The 18,145-nt window shown below is 60.3% G+C and carries 22 protein-coding genes; 17 read left to right on the plus strand and 5 right to left on the minus strand.

Features of this window, described 5'->3' with window-relative positions; translation table 11 throughout:
• Positions 1-58: 58 nt before the first annotated feature.
• The 7 genes from RI444_RS22425 (at position 59) to RI444_RS22455 (ending at position 6,923) form a co-directional block, all read left to right on the plus strand.
• Positions 59-832, plus strand: coding sequence for an SDR family NAD(P)-dependent oxidoreductase (locus RI444_RS22425; protein WP_243542969.1), 774 nt, complete (start codon positions 59-61; stop codon positions 830-832).
• Position 833: 1 nt separating this feature from the next.
• Complete coding sequence (locus RI444_RS22430) at positions 834-1,574, plus strand: gamma-glutamyl-gamma-aminobutyrate hydrolase family protein (protein WP_316963815.1); 741 nt, start codon at positions 834-836, stop codon at positions 1,572-1,574.
• Positions 1,571-2,764: a cytochrome P450 gene (locus RI444_RS22435; protein WP_243542970.1), complete on the plus strand. Its 1,194-nt coding sequence runs from the start codon at positions 1,571-1,573 to the stop codon at positions 2,762-2,764. The genes RI444_RS22430 and RI444_RS22435 overlap by 4 nt, the downstream gene beginning before the upstream one ends.
• Positions 2,765-2,769: 5 nt before the next feature.
• The gene (locus RI444_RS22440; RefSeq protein WP_243542971.1) at positions 2,770-3,006 is read left to right on the plus strand and encodes a ferredoxin; all 237 of its coding nucleotides are present in this window, start codon (positions 2,770-2,772) and stop codon (positions 3,004-3,006) included.
• On the plus strand, positions 3,003-4,163 hold the full coding sequence (locus tag RI444_RS22445) for an NAD(P)/FAD-dependent oxidoreductase (protein WP_316963921.1): 1,161 nt from the start codon (positions 3,003-3,005) through the stop codon (positions 4,161-4,163). The genes RI444_RS22440 and RI444_RS22445 overlap by 4 nt, the downstream gene beginning before the upstream one ends.
• 4 nt (positions 4,164-4,167) lie before the next feature.
• Positions 4,168-5,952 (plus strand): helix-turn-helix domain-containing protein, encoded by a 1,785-nt coding sequence (locus RI444_RS22450; protein ID WP_316963922.1) that lies wholly within the window; start codon positions 4,168-4,170, stop codon positions 5,950-5,952.
• A gap of 206 nt (positions 5,953-6,158) precedes the next feature.
• Positions 6,159-6,923, plus strand: coding sequence for a type 1 glutamine amidotransferase (locus tag RI444_RS22455; protein WP_243542974.1), 765 nt, complete (start codon positions 6,159-6,161; stop codon positions 6,921-6,923).
• Positions 6,924-7,088: 165 nt separating this feature from the next.
• Here the strand turns inward: RI444_RS22455 and RI444_RS22460 are convergent, their stop codons facing one another.
• The 3 genes from RI444_RS22460 to ald form a co-directional block, all read right to left on the minus strand.
• On the minus strand, positions 7,089-7,583 hold the full coding sequence (locus RI444_RS22460; protein WP_243542975.1) for an HtaA domain-containing protein: 495 nt from the start codon (positions 7,581-7,583) through the stop codon (positions 7,089-7,091).
• Positions 7,584-8,071: 488 nt separating this feature from the next.
• On the minus strand, positions 8,072-8,329 hold the full coding sequence (locus RI444_RS22465; RefSeq protein WP_264962717.1) for a hypothetical protein: 258 nt from the start codon (positions 8,327-8,329) through the stop codon (positions 8,072-8,074).
• 65 nt (positions 8,330-8,394) lie between these two features.
• Positions 8,395-9,510: an alanine dehydrogenase gene (ald, locus tag RI444_RS22470; RefSeq protein ID WP_243542976.1), complete on the minus strand. Its 1,116-nt coding sequence runs from the start codon at positions 9,508-9,510 to the stop codon at positions 8,395-8,397.
• A gap of 137 nt (positions 9,511-9,647) precedes the next feature.
• Here ald and RI444_RS22475 point away from each other — a divergent pair, with 137 nt between their 5' ends.
• Together RI444_RS22475 and RI444_RS22480 are read left to right on the plus strand one after the other, a co-directional pair.
• Positions 9,648-10,130 (plus strand): Lrp/AsnC family transcriptional regulator, encoded by a 483-nt coding sequence (locus RI444_RS22475; RefSeq protein WP_243542977.1) that lies wholly within the window; start codon positions 9,648-9,650, stop codon positions 10,128-10,130.
• 36 nt (positions 10,131-10,166) lie between these two features.
• A complete protein-coding gene (locus tag RI444_RS22480) occupies positions 10,167-10,658 on the plus strand; it encodes a hypothetical protein (protein ID WP_316963923.1) in 492 nt (163 codons plus the stop codon).
• Between the two features lie 59 nt (positions 10,659-10,717).
• Here the strand turns inward: RI444_RS22480 and RI444_RS22485 are convergent, their stop codons facing one another.
• Entirely contained in the window at positions 10,718-11,143 is a 426-nt protein-coding gene (locus RI444_RS22485; protein WP_243542979.1) for a GNAT family acetyltransferase, read from the minus strand.
• 299 nt (positions 11,144-11,442) lie between these two features.
• Positions 11,443-12,075: a hypothetical protein gene (locus tag RI444_RS22490; protein ID WP_243542980.1), complete on the minus strand. Its 633-nt coding sequence runs from the start codon at positions 12,073-12,075 to the stop codon at positions 11,443-11,445.
• Between the two features lie 354 nt (positions 12,076-12,429).
• Here RI444_RS22490 and RI444_RS22495 point away from each other — a divergent pair, with 354 nt between their 5' ends.
• From RI444_RS22495 to RI444_RS22530, 8 genes are all read left to right on the plus strand, one after another.
• On the plus strand, positions 12,430-12,561 hold the full coding sequence (locus RI444_RS22495; protein WP_316963924.1) for a helix-turn-helix domain-containing protein: 132 nt from the start codon (positions 12,430-12,432) through the stop codon (positions 12,559-12,561).
• A 391-nt stretch (positions 12,562-12,952) separates the two neighbouring features.
• Positions 12,953-13,606, plus strand: a complete 654-nt coding sequence (locus tag RI444_RS22500; protein WP_243542981.1) for a plasmid pRiA4b ORF-3 family protein — start codon at positions 12,953-12,955, stop codon at positions 13,604-13,606.
• 189 nt (positions 13,607-13,795) lie between these two features.
• A complete protein-coding gene (locus tag RI444_RS22505; RefSeq protein ID WP_229785494.1) occupies positions 13,796-14,002 on the plus strand; it encodes a ribbon-helix-helix protein, CopG family in 207 nt (68 codons plus the stop codon).
• Positions 13,999-14,367, plus strand: coding sequence for a type II toxin-antitoxin system death-on-curing family toxin (locus tag RI444_RS22510; RefSeq protein WP_243543045.1), 369 nt, complete (start codon positions 13,999-14,001; stop codon positions 14,365-14,367). Before RI444_RS22505 ends, RI444_RS22510 begins: the two co-directional genes overlap by 4 nt.
• A 148-nt stretch (positions 14,368-14,515) precedes the next feature.
• Positions 14,516-15,676 (plus strand): tyrosine-type recombinase/integrase, encoded by a 1,161-nt coding sequence (locus RI444_RS22515; protein WP_243543044.1) that lies wholly within the window; start codon positions 14,516-14,518, stop codon positions 15,674-15,676.
• A gap of 304 nt (positions 15,677-15,980) precedes the next feature.
• Entirely contained in the window at positions 15,981-16,568 is a 588-nt protein-coding gene (locus tag RI444_RS22520) for a class F sortase (protein WP_243543043.1), read from the plus strand.
• A gap of 30 nt (positions 16,569-16,598) precedes the next feature.
• Positions 16,599-17,255 carry a DUF6308 family protein gene (locus RI444_RS22525; protein ID WP_021474709.1) on the plus strand — a complete coding sequence of 219 codons (657 nt, stop codon included), beginning with the start codon at positions 16,599-16,601 and terminating at the stop codon, positions 17,253-17,255.
• 60 nt (positions 17,256-17,315) lie between these two features.
• Positions 17,316-17,867, plus strand: a complete 552-nt coding sequence (locus tag RI444_RS22530; RefSeq protein WP_021474710.1) for an HNH endonuclease — start codon at positions 17,316-17,318, stop codon at positions 17,865-17,867.
• Positions 17,868-18,145 lie beyond the last annotated feature (278 nt).

Here is an 18,145-nt window from a genome sequence, read left to right on the forward strand (position 1 = left end):
TGCCGCGCTAACAAGCGTTTAATACACCGTTTTCCTTACAAGAAAGAAGAAACACCCAATGACTACTCACCCCGGAAAGATCGCTGCAGTCACCGGAGCCGCATCCGGAAACGGCCTTGCCATCGCAGAAAAGCTGCTCAAGGAGGGCGCCACCGTCGTTGCCCTCGACCGTGACGAAGCCGCGCTCGAGCGCCTGGTTGGCCAGCACCCGGAAATGGTTCCCGTTGTTATGGACGTTGCCGACGAAGCCTCGGTCCGCAGCGGCATGGCCGAGATAGACGCCAAGTTCGGCCGGCTCGACACCCTCGTCAACAACGCAGGCATCGTCAAGGGCAGCAACTTCGATGACCTCGGCGTTGCCGAATGGGACCAGGTCTTCGCGGTGAACTCCACAGGCCCGTTCCTGGTCAGCCAGGCTGCACGTCCGCTGCTGGAGAAGGGCGCCGCCGCCCGAGGCGACGATTCAACCAGCGCCATCGTCAACATCACCTCAGTTGAGGCCCACATCGTCATCGCCAGCAGCGGGCACCCCCAGGTGCACTACAACGCTTCCAAGGGTGCGCTCCTGATGTTCACGAAGGCTTTGGCCATCGAAACCGCGGCTTCCAAGATCCGCGTCAATGCTGTTGCGCCGGGCTTCATCGAGACCCCGTTCACCAAGTCCGTGCTGGAGAACCAGGAGGCCGTAAAGTTCCTCCTCGACCGTACGCCGCTCGGACGTATCGGCCGCCCGTCCGACGTTGCCAACGCAGTCGCGTTCCTGGCCAGCGACGGGGCCAGCTGGGTGACCGGTACCACCATCCACGTCGACGGTGGTTGGCTGGTTTACTGACATGAGGGCGCCCCTTATTGCCATTTCAGCGGCTCGGCAAACCGTCGATACCGCCTTTGGCCCGATGCCTTCTACGGTCCAGAACATGGCCTACGCCAACGGCGTCCTTGCCGCAGGCGGCCGTCCTGCCATTCTTCCGTCCACGGCAACAATCCCCGATGCGGCGCTTGAAGGGTTCGACGGGCTCATCCTCACCGGCGGCGGCGACATCAGCCCCCGGCTGTATGGCGAGGACCCGATCGACACGGTCTATGACGTCTGCGATATCAGGGACGATTTCGAGATCGAGCTTTACAACGAAGCCATGCTCCGTGGCATACCCGTCCTGGCGACCTGCCGGGGAATGCAGCTTGTCAACGTCATTCGCGGCGGAACCCTAGTCCAGGAAGTAAGCCCGGACCGAGGGCACTGGCAGGACAACCCTTCACACGAACCATGGCACAGGGTGCAACTGGAACCTGATTCCGAACTTGCCCGGATCGCCAAAGGCCTGACCATTCCCGTGAACAGCTACCACCACCAGGGCCTGGGAAGGCTCGGAAAGGGCCTTCGCATTGTGGGACGGGAAGGCGACGTCATCGAGGCAATCGAAGCCGATGATGCCAGCCTGATCGGGGTGCAGTGGCATCCCGAACACATGGTCGATTATGACGAAGCCCAGAAGGCTCTCTTCGTGGATCTCGTGGAGAAGGCCGCGGCGCACACACAGTCAGAGCAACTACTTCAGGAGCAATTCTCATGAGCACAGAAACCGAGCGCGGGCTCAGCCACAACAAGTCAGACTTTGACTTCCACGGACGGGCACTCGACAACATTTTCGACGACTACCAGGACATGCTCGCCAACGGTCCTGTCGGTCACAGCGACAAGTACGGGGGCTTTTGGTACATCACCAAGAGCGAAGACATCTTCAATGCAGAGCAGGATCCTGACACTTTCGCTGTCGGTCCCTCCATGCTCCTCCCTGCCTTCGGCACCGATGTCCCCCTTATCCCGATCGACATCGATCCGCCGACCCACGCTGACTTCCGCAAGATCCTGCTGCCGATGTTCACTCCCATGAATGTTTCCAAGCTGGGCCCGGGAATGCGGGAGACCGCCCGGCAGCTCTGCCAGGAGGTCCTTGAGGCAGGCGAGGTCGTGGACGTTTCGGCCAAGCTCGCCCGTCCGATGCCGACAATCATCTTTAGCCGCCTGGCCGGATATCCGGAGCAGGACTGGCCGATTTTCGACCGGTGGATCGACGAGATCATCTATGAGCGCACCGCCCATCCGGAAACGGCGTACGCGGCAGGACGTGAGCTCAACGACTACTTCGACCGCCTTCTCGACGAACGGGAAAAGGCCGGACCGGAAGCAGAGGCCAGCAATGATCTGATCACCCAGCTTCTGAAGGCGGAGGTGAAGGGACGGAAGCTCACGCGTGAAGAGCTGCTGTCGTACTGCTACCTGCTCTTCCTGGCCGGGCTGGACACGACCGCCTGGGCGATCCGTTCCGCTCTTTGGTACCTTGCGGGCAACCAGCAGGCCCAGCAGCAGTTGCGTGAAGACCCGGACCTGATTCCCACGGCTGCAGAGGAGTTCCTGCGGACGCTTTCTCCGGTTCAGGCCATGGCCCGCACGGCAAAAGCAGACACAGTTGTCCGTGGCCAGGAGATCAAGGCCGGCGAACGCGTTGTGCTCGTCTTCGGTGCGGGCAACCGTGACCCTGAGGTCTACGAAGAACCGAATGAAATCAAGATTGACCGTGAAGACAACCGCCATCTGGCCTTCGGCGGAGGTATCCACCGGTGCCTTGGATCGAACCTTGGCCGCGCCGAGATGGTTATTGCCATGGAGGAATTCCTGAAGGCTGTGCCTCACTTTGAACGGGCGAATGATGACGAGCCGTGGCACGGTGTCGGCCCGCTTACCCTCAAGATTGGAGCTTGATCACTATGGGAGAACTTTGGGTCGACGGAGGTCGTTGCCAGGGCCACGCCCGGTGCTGGGCGCTGGCACCCGAAACATTTGAGATCGACGAGGAAGGCTACGCCCACGTCATTCCTGGCCGCGAAAACAGCGGCGACGAACCGAACGTGCGCAAAGCCATCCGGAATTGCCCTGAACGGGCAATCCTTGAACGGGAATCGACCGAGGCCGGCGAGAAAGCCTCAGAGGTTTCGGCGTCGTGACACATCTGCCAGACCGGGTCGCGATCATTGGCGCTTCGGTTGCATCGGCGATGCTGATTGAACGCAGCCGTGAGCTCGGCTTTGCAGGCGAATTTATCGTCATAGATTCAGACCCGAACGCGCCTTACGACCGGCCTCCGCTGTCAAAGCAGTTTCTTCTGGGCACTGGTTCCGTTGAACCGGCCGAGTGGTGGCCGGAGGCTACGCCGATCCTCAACGCAAAGGCAATCGGGCTGCTCCCTGACAGGCGGACTGTTCTGCTGGACAAGCTCGGAGAAGTGGCGGCTGATGCGGTCGTCATCGCAACCGGAGCCGGTTCCATCAGGCTGCCGAATGAGCCCGCAGGCGTTCTCAGCCTGAGAACAGCCGAGGACGCCCTGGCCCTGCGCAATGCCGTGGATGCAGGAGCTGCCAGTGCGATCATCATCGGCGCCGGAACCATTGGTGCGGAACTCGCATCTACACTGGCCCAGCGTGGGCTTGCCGTCACCGTGGTGGATCTGGCTCCGCAGCCAATGCAGCGCTTCTTTTCAGGACATCTGGGGGAAGAAGCAAAGGCATGGATGCACCAGGCAGGTGTTGTAACCCACTTTGGAGTTGCTGTGGAGTCCATTCAGAAAACCGATGCCGCATGGACAGTCCAGGTCAGCGGCCTGGACCTGCACGCCGACCTTGTTATCAGCGCTGTCGGCGCCCGGCCCAATACCGAATGGCTGACCTACAGCGACCTCGACATTTCCAACGGAGTCCGTTGCACTGCCGACGGGAAGGCGCTGCTGACCAGCGGTGAAATCGCTGACGGGATCTTCGCTATCGGAGACGTTTCGGCACGGCAGGCCGAGGACGGAACGTTTCGGCGGTTCGAGAGTTGGACCCAGGCCCAACGGCACGGTGCAGCCCTCGCTGAATACTTCGCCGGCTTCGAATCCACGGAACTGGAACAGGCTCCGTACGGATGGACGGAACAGTTCGGTCGAAAGGTCCAGGTACACGGCATGCTTCCGCCGGAAGGCGAACTTGTGCAGGTCTACGCTGCCGAGGAACGCAACGCCGCCTTGTACCGGATCGGATCCGCGGAGGAGGAGACGGCCTGGATTGGCGTCAACGCGCCAAGGCAGTTCAGTCGGGCCTCCATGGGCATGAGCCTCCTAAGCTGAAAAGATGAATACCCCTGCTGAGCCCGCGGCCCCGCAACCGAACGAGGTCCTGCCGGCTGACTATCGCCAAAAACTCCAAATAGCAGAGCTCCGGGCAGATACCCTGTCCGAGCTCACGCAGCTCATGATGGAAGGACCCGATCCGCTCGCGCTTGCTCAAAGGGCAGTGGACCTGGTTGCCAGGGCAACAAACTCAGCAGGGGTTTTCGTCTACCTGTGGGATGAACAGGAACAAGTTCTTGTTATGCGTGCAGGTACCGCTGGAGTGCAGAGCCAGCAAGTTGGAAGGGTCACCCTTCGCCTCGGCGAGGGGGTAACCGGCTGGGTGGGGCTTACCCGGCAGTCAGTTGTCCTTAACAAAAACATTCAGCAGGATCCGCGGTTCGTCAGCATCAGCGAACTGCAGGAAGAAGATTTCAACTCGATGCTGGTAGTCCCGATCGTGGCTCCGACCGGGACGCTCCTGGGTGTATTCAGCCTCTGGTCGTATGCCGAGGAAACCTTCACCTGGGAGTCAAAGCTGATTGCCGACGAGGTGGGCATGCTGCTTGCCAGCGGCCTGCTGCAGGCTGAGACTGTTGACGACTTGCGGCGTCAGTCTGCAGCAGCACATTTCCTTGTAGATTTCCCGATCAACTCCGCCACTTCGGTTCTGCAATGCGCTCAAGTGGCCGCCCAGTCGATCCTCAAGCACATGAGCTCCGACGGTTGCGTCATCGAATATTTCGGTCGTGGTCCAGCCACATCCCCGCCCACTGCCATCGCAATGGACAAGGGCGAGCGAAGCGGAACAGTGGTTCGAACCACTCACTCACGAACAGCAACCTCCGAATTTATCGAATCCAACTTCGCCGGACATGAGCGGATATCTGTTTCCTTCGGCCTGACGAGCACCCGGGGCATCGTCACCTGCTACCGTCCACGCCGCTATTCCGCCAGGGAACTTGACCGACTCAGCGCCATTTGCTCCCAACTGGCCGCCCTGTTTGAAGCAGTAGAACTGGAATCGGTAGGTTCCTCCCATGCTTCACGCCTGCTCCGTAGCGTCGGCACGAGCACATTCGCCCGCATTCTGGAGGAGTCAGGCTGGTCAAAGGGCCGCACACTGCCTGTCCTGGTACGGGTGAAACGGCTGAAATTCGACTCGGATGCCGTGTCTAGGCGCATTGCCCCCTACCTGCAGGAACTGGCCGGCCCACGGTCCCTCGTCTTCACGGAGGGACCCCTCAGCCTGCTCTTTATCGATACCCCCTCCGGTACGGGAGAGGAGATCAAGGCGAAGCTGGAGACAACTCTTTCTGAGCTCGACGAACACCGCGGCGTCTCAGCCTTCGCCGGCCTCGGTCCGGTGGCCCGCGATGTCGCTTCCCTGCAGCCTGCGCTTTCCGACGCCGAGACCGCACTGGCATGGACAGAACTAGTTGCCAGGACGTCCGGGAGACGGGTCACCTCTTTCAGCGAAATAGAACATCTGCAGGACATGCCGCTCGTAGGGGAAGGGATGTCTGCGGAGATCAAGGACGTGCTCGCTGAACTCAGGTCCCTCATGCGCTACGACGCGGAAAATGGAACCCAGTTGGCCGAAACAGTTGCCATGCTGCTATCCAACAAGGGATCCATTGCGGACACGGTCTCCAAGTTGCATATCCACCGCAACACGCTCCGGCAACGCCTCCAGCGCGTAGAGCAGCTCATCGGTCATTCCTTCGAAGAAGCCGGTGACTGGCTCCCCACAGGCATTGCCGCACGATTGGCGGTGCGGGAAGGCCAGGGCGCGGTTCTTCAGTGACGGCAACGGCCGCCCAAACTGAGTCCTGTTCAAGGATCGTCACATGGTGTGAATAGAGTCGACCCCAGCCAACCGAAGCTCCAAAGTCTCAGCTCTGCAAGCACACACATTCGGATCTCAATGTGCAAATGGCACTGCTGTGGCGGCGATGCTGTTCGCTACGTTGAAGTATTGGAAACTTCGATCGCCCGATAAGGATTTCGAGCATGACCTACCAGCCAGATCTTTCCCGGGGCACCGGCACTTTGCAGGCCCTCGTCATACAGCCGGATCCCTATTGCCCGATCGACCGTCTCGGTCTGTGGCTGCACGACGAGGGTATAACCACCAGAATTGTCCAGCCTTTCAATGACGACGTGATCCCGGAAATACTCCAGGAGGACGCCCTGGTGGTCCTGGGCGGAGACATGAGTTCGCTGGACGACCATGTCTATCACTGGCTTGCTCACATCCGCAGCCTTATGGCAGCTGCTGCCAGCCACAGGAAGCCCACACTTGGGATTTGCCTCGGAGCTCAGCTGATGGCACAAACGTTCGGCGGAACCGTGACCAGGGGCGACCAGGGCCTCGAAGCGGGCGTCGTAGAGGTAGCGTTACGGGCGGAGGCGGCCGAGGATCCCTTGATGGCCGGGTTACCGGGCCCTTTCTGCGCAGGGGCAATGCATGGGGACATGATCGACCACCTGCCACCTTCGGCGGTCTGGCTCGGGATGACCGCCCAGTATCCGCACCAGGCTTTCCGGATAGGCGAGATGTCGTGGGGAGTGCAGTTTCACCCTGAACTGTCGCCGGCAGTCTACCGCCAGTGGTTGTCCCTCGTCGACGAGAATGACGCGGTTGCTATGGAGCGGGCAGGGCGCGGGATGCAGGCGTTCGAGAATCAAGACCAGATTGTGAGGGAGCATACCGAGGCACTGGCGCGACGCTTCGCCCACCTGGTCCGTACGACCGCTACAGTGGCTTCCCAGTAGACCAAGTGGTGTGGCGCGGCGCTGCCCTTGCGGCTTGGGCGTGTCCTGGACATCCGGCGCCGCGTCTCCTGCCCCCGATTCCAAGGGGGGCAGGAACACGCCATATCCGTCGTGGCCGGATGCGCCAGGTATGTTTTGAGCTCCTGGGTAAATTGAACTCCTGCGTCACGGTACTTTCACGGAAGATGGTGCTCTCATGGTCAGCGGAGCCAGTGTCTCTCCGGCTGAGTAGCTGTCTGCAAAGACAGCCGCGCCTGCGCTGGTCAGCGATACCTGGACATTCGCCCACATGGTGACGCCGTCTTCCACCGACACCGCCGGCAAACGCAGATGGGCGAGTTGCACCGTCTCGTTTCCTTGATCGATGAACAGGTATGCCCCGTCCAGCCCGGCTTCAATTTTGGGGTTGCAAATTGCGACCGACATAAGCCCGTGATGGGCGAGGAAGCGGGCGTCTCCACCGAACCGGAGCACAAAGTGGTCACTGTCAGACTGGTCCACGCTCTTGAACGGGAAATAGAACTGCCGGGTATTGGTCACGGCAGCACCGTCACGCAGGAGTATGCGTCCGTCATGCATGGACTGCACATAGCGGACAAAGCTGTCTTTGACCGCCCATGCCATGCCGAGATCTGCTCTTTCAACAGTGAGTTCGGACATCAGGTTTCCTTCGTCGTTGCCAGGTTGCACAGGGTCGATGGCGCTCCCCGCTCTCTGACACACCAGGTAGGGGAGGGGCTTGCCGGCTGTTCATCTTCGACCATTTTCGTGGCGGCTCAGATGATCGACATGTACTGCGGGCACATCATTCGCGCGGACCGTGTGCCTGGCGCCCATCGGAAAGGACGGTCGTTGAGGTTGAGAGCTGCTGGGGGAGCGCTGATGGGCGGGGCCAGTCCGGCCGGGCCTGAATTATCGTGCCATGTTCAGTCGTTCAGACGCGATGCACTCGTATACGAGCCCGGGAGGAATCTGGTGGCAGAGCTCCAGGGTGTAGGACCAGGGGCCGTGCCAGGTGACAAGAACACCTGACGCTTCACTGTGGCCCCGTTGGGAACGCAGCCGGGTGATGGCTGCCGACAATTCATCATCACTGTGGAGCCGCTCCCGACGCTGTACGTATCCAGCCGCGTTGGACTGCCCGCCCCTCATGATGCAGCCTCCCGCTGGAAGTCAGGGCAACGGCTGAACCTATCGGTTTCCCACTTGTAGTCGACCCACACGTTGAAACCGTCTGCCCGGTGAAATAGCCGGCGGGGCTCAGCCCCGTCACTGTCGAGCCACAAAATTTGATCATCGTCGGTGACTGCATCGACAACTCCGCGCCGGATCTCCTGATCCTGAAGTTTAACAATGACCAGCTGGCCAATCAGCGGCTGCCACTTGGGCTGCAGGTGAAATGCCATTCGATGCTTCCCTTTCTGTGAAGCGGGCCGTGTCTGCCTTCTATCGGGCAGACACGGCCGATGCCTTAGACCGTTACGAGGTCCTGCCAGTCGGCGAGGTCATGCCCGTGGGCATCGCTGACCGACTTGTGGGTCACCTTGCCTGCCGCCACGTTCAGACCGCCGGCGAGAGCTGGAAGCCGGTCGAAAGCGCCTTTGACGCCGTGGTTCGCAAGGGCTACCGCGTAGCGGAGCGTGACGTTGGTCAGCGCGTAAGTGGACGTGTTCGGGACGGCACCCGGCATGTTTGCCACGCAGTAGAAAATGGTGTCGTGGACCTTGTACGTGGGTTCCTGGTGCGTGGTGGGGTTGGTATCTTCAAAGCAGCCACCCTGGTCCACGGCGATATCAACGAGCACCGAGCCGGGCTTCATCCGGGCCACGAGGTCGTTGGTCACGAGCTTGGGTGCCTTCGCTCCCGGGATCAGGACGGAGCCGATGACGAGATCAGCGTCGATAACGGACTTTTCGATCTCGTATGAGTTGGACGCTACGGTCTTCAGGCGGCCCTGGTACTGGGCGTCCAGTTCGCGCAGCCGGTTGATGTTGATGTCCAGGATGGTCACGTCGGCGCCGAGGCCGAGCGCCATGGCCGCGGCGTTGGTGCCGGCGACGCCTGCACCGAGGACGACAACCTTGGCGGGACGGACGCCCGGAACGCCGCCGAGCAGCACACCCTTGCCGCCAGCGGGTGCCATCAGCGAGGTCGCACCGACCTGGACGGAGAGCCGGCCGGCCACTTCGGACATCGGGGCGAGCAGCGGCAGTGCCCGGCCTTCCTGGACCGTCTCGTAGGCGATGGCGGTGACACCGGATTCGACAAGCGCCTGGGTCAGTGCGGGTTCCGCTGCAAGGTGCAGGTAGGTGAAAAGTAGCAGGCCCTCACGGAAGTGCCGGTATTCGGATGCCACGGGTTCCTTGACCTTCATCACCATGTCGGCCCTAGCCCAGGCCTCATCTGCGGTTTGAACGATCTCGGCTCCAGCAAGGGCGTACTCCTGATCGCTGATGCCGGAGCCGGCGCCGGCGCCGGTTTCCACGAGCACGTCGTGGCCGTTTGCTTTGAATTCGTGGACGCCGGCGGCAGTGATGGCAACGCGGAACTCGTTGTTCTTGATTTCCTTGGGAACGGAGATGATCATGACTCGTGCTTTCTGACGGGATTGATGCTTGTGGGCAAAAGAATGACAGAAAATGCGGAAACATGAGCGGAGCTCGCAGGATCTGCGGCAGAATGAAAACAAATGAACAATTTCCACAATGTGAGGAGCGTTACAGCGTGTCGGACTCGCAGAAACTGCAACAGGTGACGTTGGACGAAGTCGACCAGAAGCTTCTGGGCCTGCTTTCCAATAATTCAAGGCGTACCAACCAGTCGTTGTCGGAGGCTCTCGGACTTGCGCCGTCAACCTGTCTTGCCCGCCTCAAAGCGCTCAAAGACTCGGGGGTAATCAAGCGGTTCACCGTCGAAGTCGCACCCGAAGCGATGGGCCTGCCCCTCCAGGCCCTGGTCAGTGTGCGGCTCAGGCCCGGTGCCCGGCACTTGATGAATGCCTTCGGAAGCGAGTTGCGGGACCTGCCCGAGATCAAGCAATTCTTCGTTCTTGGCGGTTCGGACGATTTCCTGATCCACATCACGGCCAAGAACACCGAGCACATCCGTCAATTCGTACTGGACCATCTGTCATCGAATCCTGCCGTCGCAGGTACCCAGACCAACCTCGTGTTCGAACATGGCCACGGAAGCGCGTTCGGGCTCTAGAAACCTGGGACCAACTGCCACCGATGGCCCAAGCCATTGGGCATCCCCGTTTTTCCCGCATCTGGGGCCCAGTCCGTCGTATATCACAAGAAGGACACCGAGGCCGGAATTACCTCTGCACTGCTCAACTCCGCACAGCAGATCGGTGTTGCCCTCGGACTGGCAGTTCTGGCGGGCGTCGCTGCGACGGTCAGCAACAGCAGCCGGCATTCGGCCCTTACGGAGGAAGCCCAACTAATCACCGGATACGGCAGCGTGCTTGCCGTCGCGGCCGGGCTGCTGGTGGCTGCAGGAATACTGGCTGCGGCTACCTTGCCTTCGCGAACCGCGGCACAGGCCAGCGCCCCCGCTGCGGCCGGAATAGGCGGACCCGGACAGGGACTGTCTCCGGCGACGAGAAGGTACAGCATGCACGCCCTGATGCCTGGGCGTGCATGCTCGTTGGCCGAGGTCCCGGTGACCGGCGCAGCGACTGGACAATGCCGCTACGCCACCACTCATCCGCGGCTCTTTACCGTTGTTTCATGATTCGCAACCCCTTGGGGTGGACATAACCAGACGCAGTCGAGGGAGCCGTCCCGGAAAGATCAGTCGGTAATGAGGCGCCTGGCGAAAGTCAGGGAGTCACTGGATTCAAATCCGACGGCACGCCAAAAATCTGCTGCCGCTTCATTTTTGCTGCGGACGTTCAGATGGATCTTGGGACAACCCAAAGCACCCAGCCGCTGCTCGATATCCTGAACAAGGCGGCGGCCCAGCCCGCGGCCTTGCTGTTCGGGGTGGATAGCAAAGTAGTGGATCCAGCCCCTATGCCCGTCATAACCAGCCATGGCCGTGCCGACCACCCGCAGTCCGTCATGTGCCACCAGAAAGAGTTCTGGCTGCACCTGGAGTTTCCGCTCTATATCTTTTCGGGGATCGTTCCAGGGACGTACAAGGCCACAAATGGTCCAAAGGTCCACTACGGAATCGGTGTCTTTGCTGTTGAAGCTCCCAAGAGTGACTGTCTGCATTGTGGGGTCCTTAGGACGGGTGCGGGGACCAATGAGGAGCGGTCCCCAAGGCGATTCGAAAGTGCATCCCAAAGAATACCCACTGTGTAACGGCTCGTTGCCGCCGTGCAGGTGTCCTTGTCCACGTACGGATGCAAAAGTGGCGCATCAGAGCGCAATTGCGCAAAGCCGGAACGCCGATAACTTATATTCCGTCAAGCAAAAGATGCCAGGTTGGGTGTGACCTACCCCTGGGTCCGCATACACGGATGCTTCTGGATCCCTGGGGGAGTTGTGCGACCTTGCCTCTGGTTTACTGGTTAGAGGGTTCGGTCGTCCTGCAACGGTTGCAGAGTCTCAGGCAGCCATGAGTCCTCAGGCCAGTTGTTGCGCTTCCTAATGTCCTCAGCATGTTCAACGGCGTTGCGCTGCAGGCGCTCGATTACGTCCTCGGAAACACCGCCAAGCCGGGCAAACCTGATGTTGTTGATCATGCCAACCAACCAAGCGGCGGCAGTGGAGTTTGCTTCTAATACGGCCTCGACGTAGTCGGCACGGCGCTTATCGACCTTCTTTTCGAGTGCCTCCCGCATGAACAGGTTTGCCGTAGCCCAGTCTGCCTGCAGCCACTTTCCCACCGCGTCGCCGTCTAGCTTGTCCGCGAGCATCTGCAAGCTTGTACGGGCCGACACAAGCTTCGGCCCCACAGCCTCGGACGATCCGGCGAAATCGAATGTCACTAAGTCGTTTAGGGCGCGTATTGCCTCATCCCACACGATGTCGAGGCGGGCCCGCCTAGCGTCTTCCAATGCCGATTCCGCTATGGCGTTAGCATGATCGGCGCGCGCGTTTGCGCCCCTGGCGATGTCATTGGCCTTACGCGAACTAATCCACGCCAAGCCCGCAACGACTAGGGAGAGAGCCGCGATTGCGACAGAGAACCATTCAGCCATGAAAACAGATTAGGCCAGCTCGCCCGCACCGGCGTTTCCTGGGGGATACCGGGCCCAGTTCTATCCCGTATCGTCCCGACTCCAGAAGGAACCGAAACGAAACGGTTCTGGGCTATAGCGACAACTAGGGTTGCTGTAGCGTTCAACCGGTTCACCTTCTCGGCCTACCGCTGCAGGGTGCGGGATCAAGACCTTAGTGGCGTGGTTGCTTCCCTTGTCCCACTGGGACAGTAGTACTGTCCCACCGTGGGACAAGGGAAGGAAGCTATGTCGTTCGTCAGCTCATCGGAAGCATTTCGGGCAGCTCGGGCTCAGGCCAGCGTTGTATGAGCCGTCGAGTCGGAAGTGCTTCACATGGCTGTCTACGATGGACGCGAGCAGGGCATGACGATTCGGGAGGTGGCGGCGGCATTGCAGTTGCCCAAAAGTACTGTCGCCAGGCATTGGCAGGAGGGTCACAGGTGCCCGGAGGTCCCGCCGGTGTAGGGCGACGAGGCCGGATACGTAGCCACCTGGAATTCGACGTGGAGCCACGATCCAACCGAGCACATCAAGACTTCATCTTGGACGTGGGAAGAATTCGGCGACGGCACCCGTCGCGTCCAGCAACATGCACTCGGCCCAGTCAGGCAGCAATCCGCGGACGACAACGGACCGGAGTGCACAGCCTGAGCTGGTCCTTCATCTGAGCGCTGGGCGTTCCCGCCACTTCGCCCTGATACGCAGCGTCAAAATAGACCGGTTTCTTTCCGCGTGCGGCCGGAGCCTATGGTCGTTCCGAAATACAGATAACCCACGTTTTGTAAGGCTGAAGTTTGATGGCAGGGGAGAGGCTAGCGTCTTTGGGGCCGAAATGCGGGCTGTAAGAATGGCCTGCATGGAGAACGCTTCTACCGAGATGTGCGGGCAGCCGGGGTCGATACTGGGGGTTCGCGTGGAGCTGGCCGACATCGAACCAAAAATCTGGCGCCAGCTGGAGGTCAGCGGCTCCTTGACTCTGGATCAGGCACACAGGGTCCTGCAAACTACCTTTGGGTGGGAGGACATGCACCTGCACAGGTTTACAGCCGGTGACCCCTTTGCGCCGTTGCGACCGGTGGACGGTGAAATTCCTGAGACTCTGCAGTGGCTTCCACGGCGGGAGTGCAACGAACCGGATGACAGGCCAGAGGAAAAGATGTCCCTTGGCCAATTGCTGGACATGGGCGGTGGCGCAGCCTTTTATGAATACGACTTTGGCGACAGCTGGCTGCACCGGCTTGAGCTCGTTGCGCAATATCCTGCGAAGGAAGGCGCCCCGCTGGCCAGAGTGGCCGGCGGCGCCCGCCGCGGCCCGTTGGAAGACTCCGGAGGATTCCCAGGGTATGCAGAGATCCTGGAGGCACTGGCAGACCCGGCTCATCCGGACCACGCCGAGCACTCGGAATGGGTGGCGGAGATCACCGGCTCGGCTGAACCTTTTGATCCGGAGTTCCTGGACATTCCGGCCTTGAACCAGGCGCTGGCAGCCCAGGTTCAAGCACGTGATTAGCGGGCGAAAAGCGCTGCGGTTACGCCGGAATGCAACCCCTTCCGCGGCGTCTCCCCCGGCCGTTTTCGAGCGCCGATAATTGACCTTATGTAAAGTAATAGTCTGCGTATCTCATCAGATGAATCAATTCGCCCCATCCCCTGATCCTGCCGGGAATCTACGTTGGTACCGCTTTGGTACCATGATGTAATGGCTATGAATCTGCGCGTCCCTGAGGACCTCGATCGTCGACTGGAGAAGCTGGCCGCCGAGGAGCACACGTCCAAGTCCGCGCTGCTGCTGCAAGGGGCCGAGTTGGTCCTGCAACGGCATGCGCGCCGACGGGAAATCAGCCAAGGCCTTGATTTCGTCCTGAGCCATGATGCTGAACTGCTGACGCGGCTTGAGGACGCGTGACGGCATACCTGGATATTGAGGACGCCCTTCAGGTCGTTGATCGGTACGGCTTCCATATCCGGGACGTTGGGTTGTTGGCCTCCGCACTGGCCAGGCCGGCAACAACGGTCATGGGTGCAGAAGCCTATCCGGACCTTGGCCTGAAGGCAGCTGCACTGCTGGAGTCCGTCGCCCGGTTCCACCCACTTCTCGACGGAAACAAAAGAACCGCATGGACGCTCATGGTGCTGCTGCTCTGGGTCAACGGATACCGGCATGACTTCACCACGGATGAGGGCTTCGAACTCGTCGTTGGGGTCGCCGCGGGTACCATCGATTTGCCGGATGCTGCCGACATGATCTCAGAGCACATGGTGCCGCGATAGTCACGCCGGCCTTCAAGAGCGCATGCCGCGCAAACCGACGGCGATTCCGTATCAGCGCAGGTTTTCCAGGCGGTTCGAGACCCGAGAAGGACATGCCAGCTGCAGAGCAGCTCTTGGAAGCCAGGACAGGCAGGCGTAGCCTTCCCTCGTGGTCAGCATCAGCACCCGGCTCCGCTGGGACGGGTCCCTCGCACACTCAGTACGTTGGCGTGAGCTCGGGACTCAGCGCCAACGACGCCTGACCGTTGGCTCTGAGCAGGAAGCCATCAGCCTGTTCGAATATCTCCAGTGCCACAACCGACCTCCGGAACCCGAGTCTCCGCGCGGCCGGCCCGGGTCTCTGACTGTTGCCGAAGTCGTTCAGGAACATATCGATCTGCTCATCCGGCCGGCCTCCGGGGCGGTCGCCACCTACCAGCGCATGCTCGACCTGCACATTCGCCATGCCATAGGCCATATTGCACTTGAGGATTTCGGCTACCGCGAGATCATCCAGTGGATCAAGGGCCTGAGCTCCAAAGGCATCGCGCCTAAAAGCATCCACAACATGCATGGACTGTTATCGGCGGCCATGAATACTGCCGAACGACTCCAGTACATCACCCGAAATCCGTGCCGGGGCGTGCCATTGCCAGCGCTCGACCGCGTGGACGACGGCGCCCGGTTCCTGACACCTGAAGAATTCTTCCTGCTCCTCGACGGCATGAACCGGAACTACACAGTATTTGTGCAGTTCCTCGTCATGACAGGCACCAGATTCGGAGAAGCGACCGCCCTCCAAGCCGCCGACATCGACTTGACATCGCGCGTGCCCACCGCGCGAATCAACAAGGCGTGGAAACGGGACGGACAGTCGGGCTACTACCTAGGACCCACCAAAACCGGGGCGGGAAAACGCACGATCGGGATCAACGCCAGTCTTGCAAACCTTCTCCGCCCGCTGCTTTCCGTCAGGACGGGCACTGACTTGGTTTTCACCACCGCTACAGGGGGCCGCATCGGCCACAAGCCGTTCTGGCAACACCACTGGGTACCAGCCGTACAAGCAGCCCAAACCAACGGGCTGACGAAGTCACCACGGATCCACGACCTGCGTCACACGCACGCCTCCTGGCTCATCCAGGACGGCGCAATGCCACTGTTCGCCATTTCACGCCGGCTCGGTCACGCATCCGTGCGGACCACCGAACAGATCTACGGGCACCTCATGCCACAAGCACTTCAAGACGGCGCCGACGCCACCGAACGCTCAATTCAAGGCTTCATCCATCCTTCAGGGTGTGAGCTTATGTGTCCGTTCTCAAAGTAGTTGTCAGTCGCGACCTGGGGACTGACAGGTTGGATGAGAGAAATCTGGTGGATTATTTCTCATCCAACCTGTCAGTTCCGTAAATCAACGATGGGCTTGAAGTGTGCGTGGCTCAGCAGTTTCGCCGGACGCAGCGCGGGCAACGGCACGCTGACAACTTGACTGAGAAACAGTCCGAAACCGTCAGCTGACACGTTGGATGCGAAAACTGACAACTGCAATGAGAACGGACATTATGCTCCGGCGGAACTCCCCCAGCAGCTGTCCGAAAAACCCATAATGCACGTTATGTAAAGCTGACAGAATGACAGGACAATATAGAGGCTACTTTCAGCATATCAACACCTCCCCCGGATGGCCAGATCCCCACCCCGCCACCACTGCTCGATACGCCGCCCAGGCAGCCGAGGCCTCCGGGCCTGCGCATCTGCCTGTCATGGAGGCGTCCGCACCCGTATCCGTGACCATTCCCTCGATCGGCGCGCAGTCGCACCTGCTCAGGCTCGGACTGCAGGAGAACGGTTCCCTTGAAGTGCCTCCCGGGGATCCCGGCGCTCCGGCCAGTTGGTACACACACTCGCCCACACCGGGGGAGCGCGGACCGGCAGTACTCCTCGGACACGTGAACTCCTACGGAGGCGGGCCCGGGGTTTTCGCCCAGCTGCGGGAACTGAAGGCCGGGGACACTATCGAAGTCGCCCGCGAAGACGGCACCACAGCAGTCTTCGTGTTCGACCGGGGCGAGCAATACGCAAAGAACGCGTTCCCCACGCAGAGCGTTTACGGCAATACCGAAGGCTCCGAACTGCGCCTGATCACCTGCGACGGCTACGACCCTGCAACCGGAGAATTCGACGACAACTACGTCGTTTACGCCAAACTCGTTGCCTAGACCCTCCCTAACAGCCGAAGGACGGCCGCTATGAACGAATCCACGACAACGGCCATCAAGGTGGCCGGCGACGCCCGAAGCCTCCAAGAGGCAATGGACATCATGGTGAAATACCCCCGCAAGACACCCATGGCATTCGACCTGGTAGGTGCAGGAGAACCGGCAAACCTGACGGCCGAGGAAGTGAGACGGACACGGAAGATCAGCTCACGGATCACCAATAACGAACTGGCCTTCTTCATGGAAACCGCTGAAACCGCACCCTGGATCCAGTCGAAGGCTGATCTTGCCGACGCCGACCCCGACAGCAACGGTCTTTTCCCGACCATGACGGATCTGTACTGGCACTTCGCCGAACGCGCACCCAAAGGCGTGAACTTCGCAAAGATCTCCAAAGTCCTGCACCTGAAGCAGCCGAGTCTGTACCCGATTCTCGACAGCCATGTCCGCCGTGCTTATAACCCTGCCGCCAAAGCTCTCCGATCCGAGTACCCGGAATTTGGGTGGCGCCGCCGGACCTGGACTGCAATACGCAATGACCTTCTGGACGCACGCGCCACCGGCTCTCTCGCTGCACTGAGGAAAAGCCTGCGGGAATTCGAATCAACCGACGTCAACGAGCAGGAGCGGGTCCGACGCCTGGACGGTCTCACTGACCTGCGCCTCCTGGATATCTTGGTTTGGTAACGCACGATATTCAGAAACGCCAGATCCGTCGGAAAAACGCTCAGAGCTAGGAACTTGGGGATGCTACGCAGGGCCGAAAATGTAAGACTCGAACACCGACCCGGTTTCTGGACACGGAAGGGGCCCATCGCCCTCGCCATCGGCAACAAAACCTACCTGCTGGGCAAGATGCCGAAAACCGAGTTCAGGGAACGCCAAGCATCGCAACGACGCCAGCCGATGCCACTGGTCACGATTGGCGGCAGGAGATACTGGCAGTTCCAGAACAAGTTCTACTGGGAAAACGACGGACTGAAATCGGATGAAATCTATGCCCTGCTCGTGACCAGGGAACAACGACAGAGGCGACATATTGATCTTGCCCAAGCGACGGTCGCAGCCGGTTCCGCTCCCCGAGGCTCCGCGTCGCGGAGAGCAATTCCTGATGATGTGAAGCAGTACATATGGGCACGCGACGAAGGCCGATGCCAAAACTGCGGCACCACCACCGAACTGCAATTCGACCACATCATTCCGCTGGCGCTGAACGGCAGCAACAACATCGAAAATCTGCAACTACTCTGTGGGCCATGTAACCGTGCCAAGTCTGCGGGACTGACCAACCGACGCTAGCAACTTAGGGCACTCATGGTGTCCGGCTCTCGGTCACCATTCTCGGTCTAGATAACAGGAAGACCGTCCATCCTGCCGCTATCACTAATGGAGCGGCTAGACTGTCCGCAGCAGTGCTAAAAGGTTTCATGGGGGAATCGGGCACATGGCAAGGATGGGAACTGTCATCCAGCTTCCAGGCACGTCTCCCCTGAACGTCGCACCTTTCGTCTGGTCAGATCTGCTGTCCCCGGCCAACGCCGGCGGCCCGTAGGTCCTCACTTGACCAGATAACGGGT

It is taken from the genome of Paenarthrobacter sp. AT5, from assembly GCF_032764245.1.
In the GTDB taxonomy this organism is placed as follows: domain Bacteria; phylum Actinomycetota; class Actinomycetes; order Actinomycetales; family Micrococcaceae; genus Arthrobacter; species Arthrobacter ureafaciens.

What these genes read in the sequence shown, in the direction of transcription:
- RI444_RS22505 (WP_229785494.1), top strand. Translation starts at nt 13,796, where the DNA reads ATGGCTATGAATCTGCGCGTCCCTGAGGACCTCGATCGTCGACTGGAG.
- RI444_RS22500 (WP_243542981.1), top strand. Translation starts at nt 12,953, where the DNA reads ATGGAGAACGCTTCTACCGAGATGTGCGGGCAGCCGGGGTCGATACTG.
- RI444_RS22490 (WP_243542980.1), bottom strand. Translation starts at nt 12,075, where the DNA reads ATGGCTGAATGGTTCTCTGTCGCAATCGCGGCTCTCTCCCTAGTCGTT.
- RI444_RS22520 (WP_243543043.1), top strand. Translation starts at nt 15,981, where the DNA reads ATGACAGGACAATATAGAGGCTACTTTCAGCATATCAACACCTCCCCC.
- RI444_RS22435 (WP_243542970.1), top strand. Translation starts at nt 1,571, where the DNA reads ATGAGCACAGAAACCGAGCGCGGGCTCAGCCACAACAAGTCAGACTTT.
- RI444_RS22450 (WP_316963922.1), top strand. Translation starts at nt 4,168, where the DNA reads ATGAATACCCCTGCTGAGCCCGCGGCCCCGCAACCGAACGAGGTCCTG.
- RI444_RS22455 (WP_243542974.1), top strand. Translation starts at nt 6,159, where the DNA reads ATGACCTACCAGCCAGATCTTTCCCGGGGCACCGGCACTTTGCAGGCC.
- ald (WP_243542976.1), bottom strand. Translation starts at nt 9,510, where the DNA reads ATGATCATCTCCGTTCCCAAGGAAATCAAGAACAACGAGTTCCGCGTT.
- RI444_RS22430 (WP_316963815.1), top strand. Translation starts at nt 834, where the DNA reads ATGAGGGCGCCCCTTATTGCCATTTCAGCGGCTCGGCAAACCGTCGAT.
- RI444_RS22425 (WP_243542969.1), top strand. Translation starts at nt 59, where the DNA reads ATGACTACTCACCCCGGAAAGATCGCTGCAGTCACCGGAGCCGCATCC.
- RI444_RS22495 (WP_316963924.1), top strand. Translation starts at nt 12,430, where the DNA reads ATGGCTGTCTACGATGGACGCGAGCAGGGCATGACGATTCGGGAGGTG.
- RI444_RS22525 (WP_021474709.1), top strand. Translation starts at nt 16,599, where the DNA reads ATGAACGAATCCACGACAACGGCCATCAAGGTGGCCGGCGACGCCCGA.
- RI444_RS22465 (WP_264962717.1), bottom strand. Translation starts at nt 8,329, where the DNA reads ATGGCATTTCACCTGCAGCCCAAGTGGCAGCCGCTGATTGGCCAGCTG.
- RI444_RS22485 (WP_243542979.1), bottom strand. Translation starts at nt 11,143, where the DNA reads ATGCAGACAGTCACTCTTGGGAGCTTCAACAGCAAAGACACCGATTCC.
- RI444_RS22460 (WP_243542975.1), bottom strand. Translation starts at nt 7,583, where the DNA reads ATGTCCGAACTCACTGTTGAAAGAGCAGATCTCGGCATGGCATGGGCG.
- RI444_RS22440 (WP_243542971.1), top strand. Translation starts at nt 2,770, where the DNA reads ATGGGAGAACTTTGGGTCGACGGAGGTCGTTGCCAGGGCCACGCCCGG.
- RI444_RS22530 (WP_021474710.1), top strand. Translation starts at nt 17,316, where the DNA reads ATGCTACGCAGGGCCGAAAATGTAAGACTCGAACACCGACCCGGTTTC.